The organism is Enterobacter sp. WI-ESBL-E8, from assembly GCF_053364895.1.
Genome location: NZ_JBRWXJ010000001.1, coordinates 2,508,681 through 2,526,449, shown reverse-complemented (window position 1 = coordinate 2,526,449; position 17,769 = coordinate 2,508,681). Strand labels below are relative to the sequence as shown.

At 59.7% G+C, this 17,769-nt stretch carries 14 protein-coding genes; 10 read left to right on the top strand and 4 right to left on the bottom strand.

The window, feature by feature from the left end:
* The first annotated feature begins 126 nt into the window (after positions 1-126).
* Genes treZ through glgX form a run of 3 tightly spaced genes read left to right on the top strand, consistent with a single transcriptional unit; the run spans position 127 to position 6,471 of the window.
* Complete coding sequence (treZ, locus tag ACWHWP_RS12110; protein WP_447855676.1) at positions 127-1,914, top strand: malto-oligosyltrehalose trehalohydrolase; 1,788 nt, start codon at positions 127-129, stop codon at positions 1,912-1,914.
* A complete protein-coding gene (gene treY / locus ACWHWP_RS12105) occupies positions 1,911-4,379 on the top strand; it encodes a malto-oligosyltrehalose synthase (protein ID WP_059310047.1) in 2,469 nt (822 codons plus the stop codon). Before treZ ends, treY begins: the two co-directional genes overlap by 4 nt.
* A gap of 16 nt (positions 4,380-4,395) precedes the next feature.
* Positions 4,396-6,471, top strand: coding sequence for a glycogen debranching protein GlgX (glgX, locus tag ACWHWP_RS12100; RefSeq protein WP_447855675.1), 2,076 nt, complete (start codon positions 4,396-4,398; stop codon positions 6,469-6,471).
* Positions 6,472-6,474: 3 nt separating this feature from the next.
* Here glgX and ACWHWP_RS12095 read toward each other — a convergent pair whose 3' ends face one another.
* On the bottom strand, positions 6,475-7,020 hold the full coding sequence (locus tag ACWHWP_RS12095) for a winged helix DNA-binding protein (protein WP_047348472.1): 546 nt from the start codon (positions 7,018-7,020) through the stop codon (positions 6,475-6,477).
* 200 nt (positions 7,021-7,220) lie between these two features.
* Here ACWHWP_RS12095 and ACWHWP_RS12090 point away from each other — a divergent pair, with 200 nt between their 5' ends.
* Genes ACWHWP_RS12090 through ACWHWP_RS12080 form a run of 3 tightly spaced genes read left to right on the top strand, consistent with a single transcriptional unit; the run spans position 7,221 to position 9,931 of the window.
* A complete protein-coding gene (locus ACWHWP_RS12090) occupies positions 7,221-7,943 on the top strand; it encodes a DUF969 domain-containing protein (protein WP_447855674.1) in 723 nt (240 codons plus the stop codon).
* Positions 7,940-8,926, top strand: coding sequence for a DUF979 domain-containing protein (locus ACWHWP_RS12085; RefSeq protein ID WP_429052621.1), 987 nt, complete (start codon positions 7,940-7,942; stop codon positions 8,924-8,926). Before ACWHWP_RS12090 ends, ACWHWP_RS12085 begins: the two co-directional genes overlap by 4 nt.
* A gap of 9 nt (positions 8,927-8,935) precedes the next feature.
* Complete coding sequence (locus tag ACWHWP_RS12080) at positions 8,936-9,931, top strand: DUF2891 domain-containing protein (RefSeq protein WP_447855673.1); 996 nt, start codon at positions 8,936-8,938, stop codon at positions 9,929-9,931.
* Between the two features lie 97 nt (positions 9,932-10,028).
* Here ACWHWP_RS12080 and ACWHWP_RS12075 read toward each other — a convergent pair whose 3' ends face one another.
* A complete protein-coding gene (locus tag ACWHWP_RS12075; RefSeq protein ID WP_447855672.1) occupies positions 10,029-11,429 on the bottom strand; it encodes an MFS transporter in 1,401 nt (466 codons plus the stop codon).
* Positions 11,430-11,546: 117 nt separating this feature from the next.
* Between ACWHWP_RS12075 and ACWHWP_RS12070 the strand changes: the two genes are divergently transcribed.
* On the top strand, positions 11,547-12,452 hold the full coding sequence (locus ACWHWP_RS12070) for a LysR family transcriptional regulator (RefSeq protein ID WP_447855671.1): 906 nt from the start codon (positions 11,547-11,549) through the stop codon (positions 12,450-12,452).
* 4 nt (positions 12,453-12,456) lie between these two features.
* Here ACWHWP_RS12070 and ACWHWP_RS12065 read toward each other — a convergent pair whose 3' ends face one another.
* Positions 12,457-13,911, bottom strand: a complete 1,455-nt coding sequence (locus tag ACWHWP_RS12065) for a Cu(+)/Ag(+) sensor histidine kinase (protein WP_447855670.1) — start codon at positions 13,909-13,911, stop codon at positions 12,457-12,459.
* Positions 13,901-14,584, bottom strand: coding sequence for a copper/silver response regulator transcription factor (locus tag ACWHWP_RS12060; RefSeq protein WP_059310056.1), 684 nt, complete (start codon positions 14,582-14,584; stop codon positions 13,901-13,903). The genes ACWHWP_RS12065 and ACWHWP_RS12060 overlap by 11 nt, the downstream gene beginning before the upstream one ends.
* Positions 14,585-14,746: 162 nt before the next feature.
* Between ACWHWP_RS12060 and ACWHWP_RS12055 the strand changes: the two genes are divergently transcribed.
* From ACWHWP_RS12055 to ACWHWP_RS12045, 3 genes are read left to right on the top strand one after another with little or no spacing between them, the layout of a single operon-like run.
* Positions 14,747-16,132: an efflux transporter outer membrane subunit gene (locus ACWHWP_RS12055; protein ID WP_447855669.1), complete on the top strand. Its 1,386-nt coding sequence runs from the start codon at positions 14,747-14,749 to the stop codon at positions 16,130-16,132.
* A 27-nt stretch (positions 16,133-16,159) separates the two neighbouring features.
* Positions 16,160-16,498, top strand: a complete 339-nt coding sequence (gene cusF, locus ACWHWP_RS12050; protein ID WP_059310058.1) for a cation efflux system protein CusF — start codon at positions 16,160-16,162, stop codon at positions 16,496-16,498.
* An 11-nt stretch (positions 16,499-16,509) separates the two neighbouring features.
* The gene (locus ACWHWP_RS12045) at positions 16,510-17,760 is read left to right on the top strand and encodes an efflux RND transporter periplasmic adaptor subunit (protein ID WP_447855668.1); all 1,251 of its coding nucleotides are present in this window, start codon (positions 16,510-16,512) and stop codon (positions 17,758-17,760) included.
* Positions 17,761-17,769 lie beyond the last annotated feature (9 nt).

Below are 17,769 nucleotides of genomic sequence, written 5' to 3'. Positions count from 1 at the left end.
CCCGGTAGTGAGTTATTTCATAAAGAATAGACGAAGCGGTTAAATTCGCTGGGCTAACACACTTTTAATCCTGAACTAAGCTTGTACTTCATTCCGCGTAAAATGTGGGTCATTCGAGGACAATGAATGGAATTCAGGACATTTCAAAAGCAGTGGGGTACTGAGTTTATTTCCGATGACGTAGTCCGTTTTCGCGTCTGGGCAGAAGGACAGAAAAAACTTACGCTTCGTCTGACCAGCGCCGACGTGCCGATGACGGCAGTCGGCGATGGCTGGTTTCAGGCAGACGTACCTGGCGTCGCGCACGGCGCAGAGTATCAGTTTGTTTTGCAGGACGGCATGATGGTGCCCGATCCCGCGTCGCGCGCCCAAAAGGGGGATGTTAACGGGCCTTCCGTGGTTATCGACCCCCGACGCTACTCGCCCGTCAACCGGGACTGGGCCGGGCGTCCGTGGGAAGAGACGGTCATTTACGAACTGCACATCGGCACCTTCACCCCGGAGGGCACCTTCCGGGCGGCCATCGACAAGCTGCCTTATCTGGCAGAGCTCGGGATCACCCAGCTTGAAGTGATGCCCGTTTCCCAGTTTGGCGGTTCCCGCGGCTGGGGGTATGACGGCGTATTGCTGTATGCCCCGCACGCCGCCTACGGCACGCCGGAGGATTTCCACGCGTTTATTGACGCCGCGCACGGCCTTGGGCTTTCCGTGGTGCTGGATATCGTGCTTAACCACTTCGGCCCGGAAGGAAACTATCTGCCGCTGCTGTCGCCGGCGTTTTTCGATGCCGATCGCACCACGCCCTGGGGCAACGGCATTGCCTATGTGGTGGAGCCGGTCAGGCAGTACATTACCGACGCGCCGCTCTACTGGCTGACGGAATATCGTCTGGATGGCCTGCGCTTTGATGCCATCGACCAGATTAAAGATACCTCGGATACGCACGTTCTCGAGGAGATAGCCGAAAAGATCCGCGCGGCGATCCCGCACCGACACGTTCACCTGACCACGGAAGACAGCCGCAACGTGATTTTCCTGCACCCGCGGGATGAACAGGGCAATACGCCGCTGTTCACCGCCGAGTGGAACGACGACTTTCACAATGCCGCCCACGTATTTGCCACCGGCGAGACCCACGCGTACTACCAGGATTTTGCCTTTGAACCGGAGAAAAAATTCGCCCGGGCGCTGGCCGAAGGGTTTGTCTACCAGGGTGAGGTGTCGCTGCAAACCGGTGAATCCCGCGGGGTGGAGTGCCACACGCAGCCGCCGCAGTTCTTCGTCGATTTTATTCAAAACCACGATCAGACCGGGAATCGCGCCCAGGGCGAGCGGCTTATCACCCTGGCGGGTGCCGACAGGACGCGGGTGCTGCTTGCCGCGCTGCTGCTTTCCCCCCATATCCCGCTGCTGTTTATGGGCGAAGAGTTTGGCGAAACGCATCCGTTCCTGTTCTTCACCGATTTTCACGGCGATCTGGCAAAGGCGGTGCGGGAGGGGCGCGCGAAGGAGTTTACCGGCCACGCCGGGCACGATGAGGCCGTACCCGACCCGAACGACGTGAACACGTTTAATCGCTCAAAACTCGACTGGAACAAAATCGCCACCGACGAGGGCAAAACGTGGCTGCGCTACACCCGCCACCTGCTGACGCTGCGCCATCGCTATATCGTTCCGCTTCTGCATCAGGGCGGCGCCGTTAAGGGCCAGGTGCTCAGCACCGCGCCCGGCGTGGTGGCGGTGAGCTGGCGCTTCCCGTCGGGAACGCTCTCTCTGGCGCTTAATATCGGAGCGAAGCCCGTCGCGCTGCCCGCTCTTGCGGGGGACACGCGCTTTGCCTGGCCGGAGAACCACGACGTTTTACCCCCGAACGGTATTGTCGTTCGCTTTGCTGATGGAGAAGCATCGTTATGATCCCTTCCGCTACGTACCGTATTCAGTTTCGTAATGGCATGACCTTTGACCGCGTCGTCGCGCTGGTGCCGTATCTGAAGGATCTCGGCATCAGCCACCTCTACGCCTCGCCGGTGTTTACCGCCACAACGGATTCAACCCACGGCTATGACGTGACTAACCCGAATGAAATTGACCCCGCCATCGGCGGACGAGAGGGGTTTGACCGCATGGCCGCGGCGCTCAGACAGGCCGGCATGGGGCTGATTCTGGATATCGTTCCGAACCATATGTCCACCTCGCTGGAAAACGCCTGGTGGCGGGACGTGATTGAGCACGGCAGGCAAAGCCGCTACGCCCGCTATTTCGATATCGACTGGTCACGGCCGCTCACGCTGCCGTTTCTCGGCGACACCTTTGAGGCGGAGCTGGAGAAGGGGGCCATCACGCTAAAACGTGACCCTGTCACGAGTAAGGCCGCGCTGGTTTACTATGACGCAGAGTATCCGCTCAACCCCGGTACGTACAGCGAGGAGAAGAGCATTGCCGCGCTGCACGACGCGCAAAGCTGGCGCCTGATGTCCTGGCGGGAAGCGCCGAAGCAGCTTTCGTGGCGGCGCTTCTTTGAAATAACCGGGCTGGTCGGCGTTCGGGTAGAAGATGAGGCGGTCTTCGACGATACGCACCGTCTCATTCTTGAGCTGGTCCACGCGGGCGTGGTGGACGGCCTGCGAATCGACCACGTCGACGGCCTGGCCGATCCGCTGGGCTATCTGCAGCGCCTGCGGCAGGAAGCCGGACCCGACTGCTACATTACGGTCGAAAAAATTCTCGCAAAGGGAGAGCAGCTGCCCGCAGACTGGCCGATCTCCGGCACCACCGGCTACGAGTTTATCGCCTCGCTGGCGGAGGTGCTGGTCGACGACGCGAATCTACCGCGCCTGGAGAAAATACACGACGAGACGCTGGGGAGCGCGGTCGATCGCCACGCCGAACTGCGCGATGCCAAAGGCCTGATGACCGATCGTAATTTTGAGGGCGAATTCACCACGCTGTTAACGATTGCGGCCGATCTGGCCCAGCGCAATGGCGTTGCGCTGCCGCGCGACGAGATCCGCCACGCGCTGCGCGAGCTGCTTATCGCCTTTCCGGTCTACCGCACCTACGGCACCCCCGAGGGCTTAACCCCGCCGGACGTGGCGCTGCTCAACCGCGTGGTCGCCAGCGTGGAGACCTCCGAAGCGGCGCTGAGCCTGATTGTGCGCATTCTTACCGGCGATCTGCCGGACGCGTGCCGCGAGTCCGCCGCGCTTTTCAGAACCCGCTTCCAGCAGCTTACCGGGCCGCTGATGGCGAAGTCGGTGGAGGACACGCTGTTCTTTCGCCACAACCTGGAGCTGGCGCTTAATGAAGTGGGCGCCGACCCGACGCCGCGCGCGTTCTCGTTATCCCGCTTTCACCAGGAGATGCGCATTCGCCTTGCCCGCCAGCCCGACGCGCTGCTGGGCACCTCCACGCACGACACCAAGCGCGGGGAAGACGCCCGGGCGCGTCTTTACACCCTGACGGAAGCCCCGGAACAGTGGGGGGAAAACCTGGCCCGCTGGCGGCAGATGAACCAGACCGAGGTGCGTTTTCTCAACGACGGTACCGCGCCGAACGCCGCCGATACCTGGATGATCTATCAGGCGCTGGCGGGCGTCTGGCCCGCCACGCTGTCGCCGGACGACGCCGACGGATTGACATCACTGGAAGAACGTTTCCTTGGCTTCCTCGAGAAAGCGCTGCGCGAGGCGAAACAGCGCACCGACTGGATCGACAGCAACGAGAGCTATGAGAGCGTGGTGCTGAGCTACGCGCGGCACCTGCTTTCCCCGGACAACACTCTGTTCCTGCATGATTTCAGCGAGGCGATGCAGCCCTTTATCCGGGCCGGGCTGATGAACAGCCTCAGCCAGACGGTGATCAAGCTGACGGCTCCCGGCGTGCCGGATATCTATCAGGGCAGCGAGGCGCTTAACTTTAGCCTTGTCGACCCGGATAACCGCCGGGAGCCGGGCTTCCCGGCCCTGGTGCAAAACCTCAGCGCGGCGGATGCCGGCGTGTTTGACGACCCGGCCTGCTGGCGGGACGGGCGGGTAAAACAGTTCGTTACCGCCACGCTGCTGCGGCTTCGTCCGCACTACGCGGCGCTTTTCCGCTACGGCGACTGGCTGCCGCTTAAGGTCACCGGCGAGCGTGAAGAGAATCTGATTGTTTACGCGCGCGTTAAAGGCGACGAGGCGCTGATTGTAGCCGTGCCGCGTCTGGTGTTTGACGTCAGCGGTAACGACAAACTGTGGGTGAATACCACTGTCGCGATACCGGAAGAACTGGCCGGGAAGCGCTATCGGGATCTGTTCAGCGGTGAAAGCCGCATTCTGCAAGAGACGCTGGATTTAACGCCAGAAAAGGGATGTGTATTGGTTCTGCTTACCTGCGAATAACCGTGGAGAACGAAAAATGTCAAAGGATACCAGGTTTGAAATTCGGGCCGGTCACGGCCAGCAGTTGGGTGCAAATTACGACGGGAAGGGGGTGAACTTTGCGCTGTTCTCCGCTCACGCCGAGCGGGTGGAGCTCTGCCTGTTTGACCCGTCCGGGAAAACGGAAATCGTCCGGCTGGAACTCCCGGAATATACCCATGAGGTCTGGCACGGCTACGTTCCCGATCTGAAGCCCGGCGCGCTGTACGGCTATCGCGTCTACGGCCCTTACGACCCGGAAAACGGCCATCGCTTCAACCCGCATAAGCTGCTGATTGACCCCTACGCCCGCGAACTGGTGGGCGATATCGACTGGAACGACGCCCATTTCGGCTATGTGCTGGGGCATGACGAGTTAGATTTGAGCTTTGACGCGCGCGACAGCGCGCCGTTTACGCCGAAATGCCGGGTCATCGACCCCAATGCCTTTGACTGGCAGGACACAAACCGGCCAAACGTTCCCTGGCCGCACGCCGTCGTCTATGAGAGCCATGTGAAGGGCTTTACCCAGCTTAACCCGGCCATACCGCCCGAACTGCGCGGGACGTTTGAGGGGATGGGGCATAAAGCCTCTGTGGATTACATCAAGAGCCTGGGCATTACCTCGGTGGAGCTGCTGCCGGTTCACTGGTTCCCGGACGACCAGCACCTGCTCGACCGCGGCCTGAAGAATTTCTGGGGCTATAACACGCTGGGCTTTTTTGCCCCGGCGTCGCGATACTATGGCCCGGCGGGGATCCAGGGCTTTCGCGATATGGTGCGCGCGTACCATGATGCGGGCATCGAGGTGATTCTGGACGTGGTGTATAACCACACGGCGGAAGGAAACGAGCTCGGCCCCACGCTCTCGTTTAAGGGGATCGATAACTACAGCTATTATCGCACGCTGCCCGACCAGCACCGGTACTACATCAACGACACCGGCACGGGAAACACGGTCAATACCTCGCACCCGCGCGTGCTGCAGATGGTGATGGACTCCCTGCGCTACTGGGCGGAGTCGATGCACATCGACGGTTTTCGCTTCGACCTCGGGACGATCCTGGGCCGCGAGCCCGAAGGGTTTGACCCGCGCGGCGGTTTCTTCGACGCCATGACCCAGGATCCGGTGCTGTCCCGACTGAAGCTGATTGGCGAACCCTGGGATATCGGCCCCGGCGGGTATCAGGTGGGCGGTTTCCCGCCGGGCTGGGGCGAGTGGAACGACAAATACCGCGACACCGTGCGCGAGTACTGGAAGGGGGACAACGTCTCCACGGACTTTGCCGCGCGGCTGCTCGGCTCCGGCGACCTGTACGATCTGCGCGGGCGTCGTCCGTGGGCCAGCGTCAATTTCATCACCGCCCACGACGGCTTTACGCTGAATGACCTGGTGTCGTACAACGAAAAGCATAACGCCGACAACGGCGAGGACAATAACGACGGCCACAACGATAACCGGTCGTACAACTACGGCGAGGAAGGGCCAACCGAGAACCCGGACATCATCGCCACCCGCGAGCGGCAGAAGCGCAATTTCCTGACCACGCTCCTATTTTCACACGGCACCCCGATGCTGCTGGCGGGCGATGAGTTTGGCCGGTCGCAAAAGGGCAACAATAACGGCTACTGTCAGGACAGTGAGATCTCGTGGATCGACTGGAAGGGGCTTTCTGAAAACGACACCGCGCTTCGCGAGTTTACCCAAAAGCTGATCGCCCTGCGCGCTCAGCAGCCGCTGCTGCGCCGTGAAAGCTGGCGCGACGGGCTGGAGATCCGCTGGTTCAATGCCGGAGGCGGCGCGCAGCAGGCCGAGCAGTGGGATGAAGGCTCGACGCTGGGCGTTTCCATCAGCAGGCCGGATCTCAGGCAGGAGGAAGGCGTCTGGCACGACGTCCTGATGCTGTTCAATCCGTTTGAAGGCACCGTGCCGTTCCAGATCCCGCAGTTTGGCGAGGGGGGATGGGTGCTGGAACTGTCCACGGCGGATGACGCTGCCGCCGGGGCAGCGATCACCGAAACCGTCGAGTACGAGCTGGCCGGACGCAGTATTACCCTGTTCAGACGTCCTTAAACCCTAGAGTGATGCCGCCGCGCGGGCGGCGGTGTCATACAGGGAGGAGATCGTGCGTAGCAGCTGCGCGGTTTCTCCAATCGATTTCCCGGCAATGCCGCTCTCCGCGTGTATCGCAATTAAGCACGCTTCCCGCACGTCCCGGTACTTCATGCACAACGCTTTCCCTTCCTCGGTGGTGGAGAAAAAGAGCTCTTTGCCCGCTTTCTCGCTCGTCACGTAGCCCGCTTTGACCAGCTTTTTCAGGGCATAGGTCACCACGTGGGTATCTTCCACGTTGAGAACGAAGCAGATATCGGCCAGCTTTTTCTTGCGATCGCGGTGGTTCACGTGATGCAGCAGCGAGACGTCAAAGGCACCCATGTCCGGCTCGCCCGCTGCGGTCATGCAGCGCACCATCCATTTATTGAACGCGTTGCTGGTCATGATCAGCGCGTATTCCAGCTCTGATAGCTCCGCGCAGCGCTCGGACACCAGATGGCGGGAGGAGACGATCCGGCCGTCGTTGATATCGTCGTGATGGGGGGTAGCACTCTTTTCTGAGGTCATAACGTTCCTTAGCCAGAAATGTAAACTCATCGATAAAATAAGAACATTTTATTGATAAATTGTTTACATGTTTTTGAGGTTCAGATATAGCTTTTTAGCGCAGGTTTTGCGAAACCTGCCAACAAAACACAACATCGCTCGCCGCAAATTAAAAAAATAGCCGTCGGCGCGCAACGCTCACTTTGGATAGGGTAAACGTTATGGACGGTACTACGCTGTTGCCGCTGATCGGTATACCGATCGTGGTTATTGGTTTTGCACTGCGCTTCAACCCGCTGCTGGTGGTCGTGGTGGCGGGGCTGGCGACGGGTCTGCTGGTCGGTATGGATTTCGGTATGCTGCTGGAGACCTTCGGCGAGAAGTTCGTGAACAGCCGCTCGCTGGCCACCTTCATTCTGATCCTGCCGGTGATTGGCCTGCTGGAATATTATGGGCTTAAGGAGCGCGCGCAGGCCTGGGTGGCGAAGATCGCCAGCGCCACCTCGGCGCGCATTCTGATGCTTTACTTCGTGGCGCGTGAGGGTACCGCCGCGCTGGGGCTGATGTCTCTTGGTGGCCATGCCCAGACGGTGCGTCCGCTGCTGGCCCCGATGGCCGAAGGGGCGGCGCTGAACGAATACGGCGAGCTGCCGCAGCATATTCGCGACAAAATCAAAGCCCATGCCGCCGCGTGCGACAACATTGCGGTCTTCTTTGGGGAAGATATCTTTATTGCCTTTGGCGCGGTGCTGCTGATTGACGCGTTCCTGAAGGAGAACGGCATTGAGGGCATCGAACCGCTGCATATTGGCCTGTGGGCCATCCCGACCGCCATTGCGGCATTGGTTATTCATATGACGCGCCTGCTGCGCCTTGATGCCAGCATTCGTCGCGACGTCATGGTCTGGCGCGCGGAGCAGGGCACGCAGGAGGCCGCGCAATGATGACGCTTATCACCATTAACCGCGTGTACTACCTGATCGGCTTTGTCGTGATGCTGCTGGTTGTGATGACCCTGCGCGATCGCGCCAACCCTAAACGCTTTACCACCGCGCTGTTCTGGTTCCTGTTTGGCGGGATCTTCCTCTTTGGCGACCTGATGGTGCAGGAGCTTGGTAAATCCCTGGCATACCGGATAATCGGCGGCGGCGTCATCGCTATCGCGCTGCTGGCGGGCTTTGGCCTGGTCGGGAAAGGGCACTATAAAATGTCCACCGAGGAGGAGCGCGTCGCGTCGTCTAATCGGCTCAAAAACTGGCTGTTCCTGCCTGCGCTGATGATCCCGGTGGTGACGGTGATCGGCACCCTGTTCCTGAAAGGGGTGTCGGTTGGCGGCGTGTTCCTGCTCGATCAGAAACAGCTCACCCTGGCGGCGCTTTGCGTGGCCTGCGTCGCGGCGATCCTCACCGGCTGGTGGCTCACCAAAGGCACGCCGCTTCATGCGGTTCGCCAGTCTCGTCGTCTGGTCGATACCATCGGCTGGGCGGTGATCCTGCCGCAGATGCTGGCCATGCTCGGCGGGGTCTTCGTGGTGGCGAACACGGGCGACTCGGTGCAAAAGGTGGTGAGCCTGTTCGTGAACCCGGATAGCCGCTTCATGCTGGTGGTGATTTACTGCGTGGGTATGGCGCTGTTTACCATGATCATGGGTAACGCCTTTGCGGCCTTCCCGGTGCTGAGCGCCGGTATCGCCTTGCCGTTCCTGATTAACGTGCATCACGGCAACCCGGCGCCGCTGCTGGCGATTGGCATGTACGCGGGCTATTGCGGCACGCTGATGACGCCGATGGCCGCGAACTTCAATATCGTTCCCGCCGCGCTGCTGGAGCTCAAAGACAAATATCAGGTGATCAAGATCCAGATCCCGACCGCGTTAACCCTGCTGGTGGTGAACGTGTTCCTCATGTACTTCCTCGTGTTTCGCTAAGGAGCTGTTATGGAATTAACGCAACATCAGGCTGACGCGTTTGCCCGCATGCCTTTGACCTATTTGCGCCAGGAATACCCGAACCACATCATGCACCTGCTGAATGATGATGGCGACGTGCTGCCGCCTCGCGAACTGCACCCGATTTTCTACGGCTGTTTCGACTGGCACTCGGCGGTGCACGGCTACTGGCTGCTGCTGCGCTGCGTGCGTCTCTATCCAGAATTGCCGTGCCGGGACGCGATCGTCGCGCTTTTTGACGAGCACATGACTGACGAGAACGTGGCGAAGGAGCTGGCCTATTTCACCGCGCCGTTCCGCGCCTCGTTTGAACGCCCGTATGGCTACGGCTGGCTGCTGGCGCTGGCCCAGGAGCTGAAGCAGTCGTCGCTGCCGCAGGCCGCAGGCTGGTATCAGACTCTTGAGCCGTTAGCCCAGGACATTCGCAACCGGCTGGTGGATTACCTCGGCAAGCTCACCTATCCGATCCGCGTCGGGACGCACTACAACACGGCGTTTGCCCTCGCGCTGGCGCTCGATTACGCTCGTGCCGTGCAAGACCGCGCGCTTGAGCAGGCGATTCTGACGGCGGCGGAGCGGTTTTACCTCGCCGACACGCGCTATCCGGCGCACTATGAGCCCGGCGGTGATGAGTATATTTCTGGGGCGCTGACGGAAGCGCTGCTGATGAGCAAGGTGTCGAAGGACTTTCCGGCCTGGTTTGACGCGTTTCTGCCGGAGGTCGGCTCCGTTACGGCACTGATGAACCCGGCGGAGGTGAGCGACCGTACCGACCCGAAAATTGCCCATCTCGACGGGTTAAACCTCAGCCGCGCGTGGTGCATGAAGCATATTGCCCGCGCGCTTCCCGCCAACCATCCGGCGCAACAGGCGCTGCGTGATGCGGTGGCGAAACACCTGACGGCGAGCGTCGAGCATGTGGTGGGCAGCCACTACAGCGGCGGGCACTGGCTGGCGAGCTTTGCGCTGCTGGCGCTGGAGTAAACAACCGAGTCGTCTTTTTTGCCGGGTGGCGCTGCGCTTACCCGGCCTACATTCTTCACCGTTGTAGGCCCGTGCAAGCGTAGCGCCGCCGGGCGAATCAGGCTGATGCCCGGACCGCAGAGCGCAGCCTGCTCAGGCTAAACAATACCGAACCCGTCGAGGCGAGGACGGCTATCCACAGCGCAAAATGCACGGCCCGGTCATGGTCTGACCCGGTCGTCGCAAGCAGAACGCCCACCGCGGCGGCGCCGAGACACTGGCCGAACGTCCTCACGATCGACAGCACGCCGGAGGCATAGCTGGCATGCTCCCGCGCCACGCTAGAGAGCATTTCCCGGTTATTGGGGCTCTGGAAGCAGCCGAAGCCAATCCCGCAAACCAGACTGCGCAGGCAGATATTCCACGCGGAAGGGCTGTCGGGCAACGTCGCCAGCAGGACCAATCCACCGACAAAAATCATCAGCCCGAGGGTCGAAATCAGCGGTGCGGAAATCGTATCTGCCCAACGCCCCGCGTGCGGCGCGATCAGCACGATGCCGATCGGCCACGGGGTGAACAGCAGCGCGGAGACCACCGGGCTGTAGCCATAGACGCTCTGAAACAGGAACGGCAGCGCGATAAACGTGATGCCCTGGCTTACAAACGAGGCCAGCGAGGTCAGCGCGGCGAGGGAAAAGCGGGCGTTTTTGAACATCACGGGCGGCAGTAAAGGGTTTTGTGCGCGCCGGATACGCCAGATAAAGGCGAGGGCGCTGACCAGCGCGAGAAGCCCCCAGCATACGGCTTCCCGGCTAACGTGCTGCGTCACGCTCTGAAGGCTGTTGGCCATCATGATCGCTGATCCTAACAGTACGGCGGAAAGCACGGCGCCCGGCGCGTCAAAGGGAGTCCTGTCGGTAGCCGTTTCCCGCGGCAGCGCCCGCCACGCCAGCAGCAGGGCGATGCTGCCGGGAATAATGTTAATGGCGAACAGCCACTGCCAGCTCAGCGCGTCCAGTATCGTCCCGCCCAGCACCGGGGCAATTGCCGTGCTGGAGGCGATAAGCAGGGCGTGCAGCCCCAGAATGCGGCCAAGCAGCCGTCCCGGGAAAACGGAACGCAGGATCGCCGGGGCGATACTCAGGGTGGCCGCGCCGCCGATGCCCTGCAGAATGCGCATCCCGGTTAGCATTTCCGGCGTGGTTGCCAGCGCGCAGCCGAGCGAGGTGAGCGTAAAGGTGGCAAGCCCGACAAGAAAGACCGGGCGGTAGCCCACGCGCGCCGCCAGCGCCGCGAAGATGGCTAACGTCATTGCCGCTGACAGCAGGTAGCCGTTGGCGAACCAAACCGCAACGTTCGCGGGAACCTGCATTGCGCCCGCCATGGAGGGCAGCGCGATGTTGATCATGGTGCCGTCAAAGACGCCCATCAGCGTGGTGGTCATAACGGCGGCCAGGACCCGGGCGTGTTCATGCCCGGGTAAACCTTCGTCGCCGGGCAGGTTTGAAAATAGCGTCATCGTCGTCACTCCGGATAAGAATATTGATGACGAAACTATAATCATGCGATATACAGGGCGGAAGACGCAGCGTTTGCACTTAATCGTTGCATATAACGCCTTATCTGAGGATTCACCGTGTCCGATCCTGATTTTAACCTTCTGGTTGCGCTCGACGTTCTGCTGGCAGAAGCCAGCGTGGCGGGCGCGGCGCGACGCTTAAACCTGAGCACCTCCGCCATGAGCCGCACCTTGAGCAGGCTGCGGGAGGTGACCGGCGATCCTATTCTGGTGCGGGCCGGCCGTCATATGGTGCTTACGCCCTGGGCCGAAGCCACCCGGGACCGCGCCAGAAGCGCGGTGCATGAGGCAAGGGCGGTGCTCCAGCCCTCGACCGACGCGCTGAAGGTGGAAAGCCTCGAGCGGCTGTTCACCATCCGTGCCAACGACGGTTTTGTGGTGGCGTTTGGGCCACTGTTGATTGCCGCAGTGGCGAGCGTTGCCCCCGGGGTGTGCATCCGTTTTTCGCCGAAACCTGAAAAAACGTCGCGCTATTTGCGGGAGGGGCTTGTCGATCTGGAAATCGGCGTGCAGGGCAATATGGGGCCTGAAATACGGCTGCAAAGGCTGTTCCAGGATCGGTTTGTTGGCGCGGTGCGCAAGGGGCATCCGCTGTCATTACAGTCTGAGATCAGCCTGAGCGAGTATATCGCCTGGGGCCACGTGGTGGCCTCACCGGACGGCTCGCTGCACGGGTTTGTTGATGAGGCGCTGGCGGAGCATGGGCTGAAGCGCAAGGTCGCCAGCGTCGTGCCAGGTTTTCCGACGGCGCTGTCCGTGGCGCTGGCCTCCGATCTGGTTGCCATGGTGCCGGCGCTGTACCTGCTCAACCAGCCGATGACCGAGCGCGTGCACGTCTTTGAACTGCCCTTTAAGACCCGAGCTATTACGGTTTCACAGATGTGGCATCCGCGCATGGAGCGAGACCCGGGGCACCGCTGGCTCAGGGAGAAGGTGCTGGAAGTCAGCCGCGCGGTGCGCTGATGGCTCAGGCAACCTTTCCCGGCACGGTGAGGATGAAGCGCGTCGACACCGCGTCCGATTCCACGCGGACTTTGCCGTGATGCGCGGTGACGATGGACTTCACGATGGCAAGCCCAATCCCGCTGCCTTCCCCTTTACGCTGCCTGGACGGATCGACGCGGTAAAAGCGGTCGAACAGCTTCGACAGATGCGCCTGCGGGATCGGCGTGCCGGGGTTTTCCGTTACCAGCTCAACGTCGTTATCCCGCTTTCTGAGGGAGACCGTCACCGTTTTCCCCGCTGGGGTATAGCGCAGGGCGTTGGAGAGCAGGTTGTTGATGGCGCGTCTGAACATCTGCGGGTCGCCTTCTATCAGGCAGGGCACCCCGTGAAACGCCAGCGTGACGTTGCGCTCTTCCGCCCAGGCCTCAAAGAAGTCGAAGACTTTCATCACCTCCGCGCCGAGGTCAAACATCACCCGGTCAGGGATCAGCTGATTGTTATCCGCCTGCGCCAGGAAGAGCATGTCGCTGACCATTCGGGTCATCCGGCTGTACTCTTCCAGGCTTGAGTACAGCACGTCTTCCAGCTCCTTCTGCGTCCGGTGCTGGCTCAGCGCAATTTCCGTTTGCGTCACCAGGTTGGTGATCGGCGTTCTGATTTCGTGTGCGATATCGGCGGAAAAATTAGCCTGCCGGGTAAAGACATCTTCTATTTTCCCCATCATATGGTTGAACGAGATAACCAGCTGCTCCAGCTCAACGGGGACGCGGGAGGGCTCCAGCCGCGCATCCAGATTTTCGGAGGTGATATTTTTAATGGCGGTGCTGACGTTACGCAGGGGTAAATGCCCCTGGCGAACCGCGATTCGAATGACGAGCACAATCAGCACGCTAATCACCGCGGCGATCGCGAACAGATTCTTTTTCAGCGCCTCAAGGTAATGCAGATGGAAATTAATGGAGAGCCCGATCAGCATGACGTAGTCCTGCGTTTTGCCCTGCAGCGTCGCCGTCCCTGAAGAGGCGATAATCCGGTAGGTTTCCATCTTCATGTCGGACCCGGCATGCATGGCCGGAGCCTGGCCCCCGACCGTCCAGAGAAATACGTCCCGTGCCTGCCGGTGTTGGCTAAAGTTCGCCGCGTTCATCGCAGGGCGCAATGCCGCCCCCTGCGCCGAGCTGAAAAGGGTATTTCCCTGCGGATCCAGAAGCAGTACGGCAACGTTGCGGTAGCTGGCGATCGACTCGTTGATCTTACTGATTTTCTTTTGGTCGGGATCGGCCGGGGATTGCAGTATGCGGTGCATCGCGGTGCTGATTTGCTGCAGGTCACTGATATCCTGCTCGGCGAAGTGCTTTTCAACGGAATGCAGCATAAACCAGGTAAAGGCGAAGAAGGCCAGGATCGTGGAAAGGCTGATGAAAAAGGTCAGCCGCAGGGCGAGAGAAAAAGGGCGCCTGGGGAGCTTAACGGGCATCCGGCACCTCCAGCATATAGCCCACGCCGCGCACCGTCTGGATCAGCTTCTGTTCATAGTCGTTATCGATTTTCGCGCGCAGGCGCTTTACCGCCACGTCAATCGCGTTCGTGTCGCTGTCAAAGTTCATGTCCCACACCTGGGAGGCAATCAGGGAGCGGGGAAGCACCTCGCCCTGATGACGCATGAAAAACTCCAGCAGGCTGAACTCCTTGCTGGTGAGCAGGATGCGATTGCCCGCCCGGTTCACCTTTCTTGACACCAGGTCAACCGTCAGGTCGGCCGCCTGAAGCTGGCTTTGCGCAATCACCGTATTCCCGCGCCTTAGCAGCGTTCTGACCCGCGCGAGCAGCTCAGCAAAGGCAAACGGCTTAATCAGGTAATCGTCCGCGCCCAGCTCAAGCCCCTTAACCCGGTGCTCAATTGTGCCGAGCGCCGTCAGCAGCAGTATCGGCATCCCTTTGCCGGCCGAGCGGAGCATGCGGACGATATCCCAGCCGTTCACGTCGGGCAGCATGATGTCCAGAATCAGCAGGTCATAGTCCGCGGTCATGGCGAGGTGGTATCCGGTCAGGCCGTTGTCCGCGTGGTCCACGACAAACCCCGCCTCCGTCAGCCCCTTGCTGAGGTACTCACCGGTTTTCTTTTCATCTTCAACGATCAGTATTTTCATCTTGCTCCCCTGACTGGCTGCTGATGACATTCTATTGCGCCCGCGACCGTTAACAATGACTTACGCCATAAATGACAACATTGTCATTATCCTGTCACCCGTCAAACAGGATGCGTTCAGTAGAGTAGCCCTAAAAATACTCTGGAATTCATTTGAACCGCTATGTTCCTGTTAAAACGACTCAGCATCACGACGGTATTTATCCTGGCAGGCTGCGTCTCGCTGGCCCCTGAATACCCGCGCCCGGCGCCGCCGGTGCCCCAGCAGTTTTTGCTCTCGCGTAACGGCCTGACGCCTTCGGCATCAGGGTATCAGGACACCGGCTGGCGCAATTTCTTCGTCGACCCTCAGATAACGGAACTGATTACCGAAGCCCTGAAGAACAACCGCGACATTAAAATGGCCGCCCTGAAGGTGGAAGAAGCCCGGGCGCAGTTCAGCGTGACGGATGCAGATCGTTATCCTCAGCTGAATGCCTCCTCGGGCATCACCTACAGCGGAGGGCTGAAGAGTGACAAACCCACCACGCAGCAGTACGACGCGGGGCTTGCGCTTAGCTACGAACTCGACTTTTTCGGCAAGCTGAAGAACATGAGCGATGCCGATCGACAAAACTTTTTCGCCAGCGAAGAAGCCCGTCGCGCGGTGCATATTTTGCTTGTCTCTAACGTGTCGCAGAGCTATTTCAACCAGCAGCTGGCGTATAAACAGCTGCGCATCGCGCGGGAAACGCTGAAAAATTATCAGCAGTCTTACGCGTTCGTTGAGCAACAGCTGGTGACGGGCAGCACGAACGTCCTGGCGCTGGAGCAGGCCCGGGGGCAGATTGAAAGCACCCGGGCAGATATTGCCAAAAGAGAGGGGGAGCTGGCGCAGGCCAATAATGCCCTGCAGCTGGTCCTCGGAACGTATCGCGCGCTGCCGGGCGACGGCGGAATGAACGCCCGCGATATTGCGCCGGTAACGCTGCCGCCCGGTCTTTCATCGGCAATACTGCTGCAGCGTCCGGATATTATGGAGGCGGAGTATCAGCTTAAAGCGGCCGATGCGAATATCGGCGCGGCGCGCGCCGCCTTTTTCCCGTCCATCTCCCTGACCAGCGGGCTTTCTACAGGCAGCACGGAATTATCCAGCCTCTTCACGTCCGGGAGCGGCATGTGGAACTTTATTCCCAAAATAGACATTCCCATTTTTAATGCGGGCAGAAATAAAGCCAACCTGAAGCTGGCCGAAATTCGCCAGCAGCAGTCGGTTGTGAATTACGAACAAAAAATTCAGTCCGCTTTTAAACAGGTCGCCGACGCGCTCGCGCTGCGGGACAGCCTCAGCCAGCAGCTTGCTGCGCAGCAGCGGTATCTTGATTCGCTAAACATCACCCTGCAGCGTGCCAGAGGGTTATATACCAGCGGCGCGGTGAGCTATATCGAAGTATTAGACGCGGAACGCTCGCTGTTTTCCACGCAGCAAAACATCCTCGACCTTATTTATGCCCGACAGGTTAATGAAATTAATCTCTTCACCGCGCTGGGCGGCGGCTGGGTCGAATAACCTCATTTAATGAAAAGGAATATAAACATGCGCAATTCACTTAACGCCGTTGTATTTGGTGCAATCATTATGTTTTCCACCGGCCTCCAGGCCGAGGCTCATCAGCACGAAGGGATGAGTGCCGTCAGCGAAGGAAGCTCAGAGCAGATCGTCGCCGGGACGGGCATCGTGAAGGAGATCGATCTCACGAACAAAAAGGTCACGATTGCTCATGAAGCCATCCCGGAAATTGGCTGGCCCGCGATGACCATGCGCTTCACCTTTATTCAGGCCGACGAGAGCATCAAGGCCTTAAAAGTCGGCAGCCGCGTTAATTTCTCATTTGTTCAGCAGGGCAATCTCTCTTTACTCAAGAGCATTAAATAGCGAGAAACGGCATGGCCTCTTTAAAAATAAAATATGCTGCCGTGATAGCCAGCAGCCTTATCGCGGGAGGGCTGATCTCGGTGACGGCATGGCAGGCTCTGCATTCATCGGCAAAAACAGAAAATAGCGCGCCGGAAAGAACGGTGCTTTTCTGGTATGACCCGATGAAGCCCGACGTTAAATTCGATAAGCCCGGTAAGTCGCCGTTTATGGATATGGATCTGGTGCCGAAATACGCGGACGAGAATGACGATAAAAGCGGTGCCGGTATTCGAATTGACCCGACGCAGGTCCAGAACCTGGGGTTAAAAACGCAGAAGGTGACGCGCGGAACGCTGAATTATGCCCAGACGATCCCGGCGAACGTCAGCTATAACGACTATCAGTTTGTGATTGTGCAGGCGCGCGCGGAGGGTTTCGTTGAGAAAGTGTACCCGCTGACAATCGGCGATAAGGTGAAGAAAGGCACGCCGCTGGTTGATATCACGATCCCGGACTGGGTCGAAGCGCAGAGCGAGTTCCTGCTGCTTTCCGGCACCGGCGGTACGCCCACGCAGATAAAAGGGGTTCTCGAGCGGCTTAGGCTGGCCGGCATGCCGGACGACGATATCCAGCGGCTGCGCGCGACCCGCGCTATTCAGACCCGCTTTACCATCAGGGCGCCTATCGACGGGGTCATCACGGCCTTTGACCTGCGCACCGGCATGAATATTTCGAAAGATAAGGTAGTGGCGCAGATTCAGGGGATGGATCCGGTCTGGATCGGCGCGGCGGTCCCTGAATCTATTGCTTATCTGCTGAAAGACACCTCGCAGTTTACCGTTTCGGTACCGGCTTATCCGGATAAAGCCTTCCCGGTTGAAAAATGGAGCCTTCTGCCGAGCGTGGATCCCACCACCCGGACGCTGCAGGTGCGCCTGCAGGTCTCTAACAGGGATGAGCTGCTGAAGCCGGGCATGAATGCGTACCTGAAGCTGAATACCCAAAGTCAGGAGATGTTGTTGATCCCGTCTCAGGCGGTTATCGATACCGGCAAAGAGCAGCGCGTCATTACCGTTGATGCAGAGGGGCGCTTTGTGCCGAAGCCTGTCCACGTTCTGCATGAATCTCAGCAACAGTCCGGTATCGGCTCTGGCCTGAATGAAGGGGATTCGGTGGTGGTCAGCGGTCTGTTCCTGATTGACTCGGAGGCCAATATTACCGGCGCGCTGGAGCGCATGCGCCAGGCTGAACCCGCTGACGACGCGCATTCAGGCCATTAAGGAGACGAT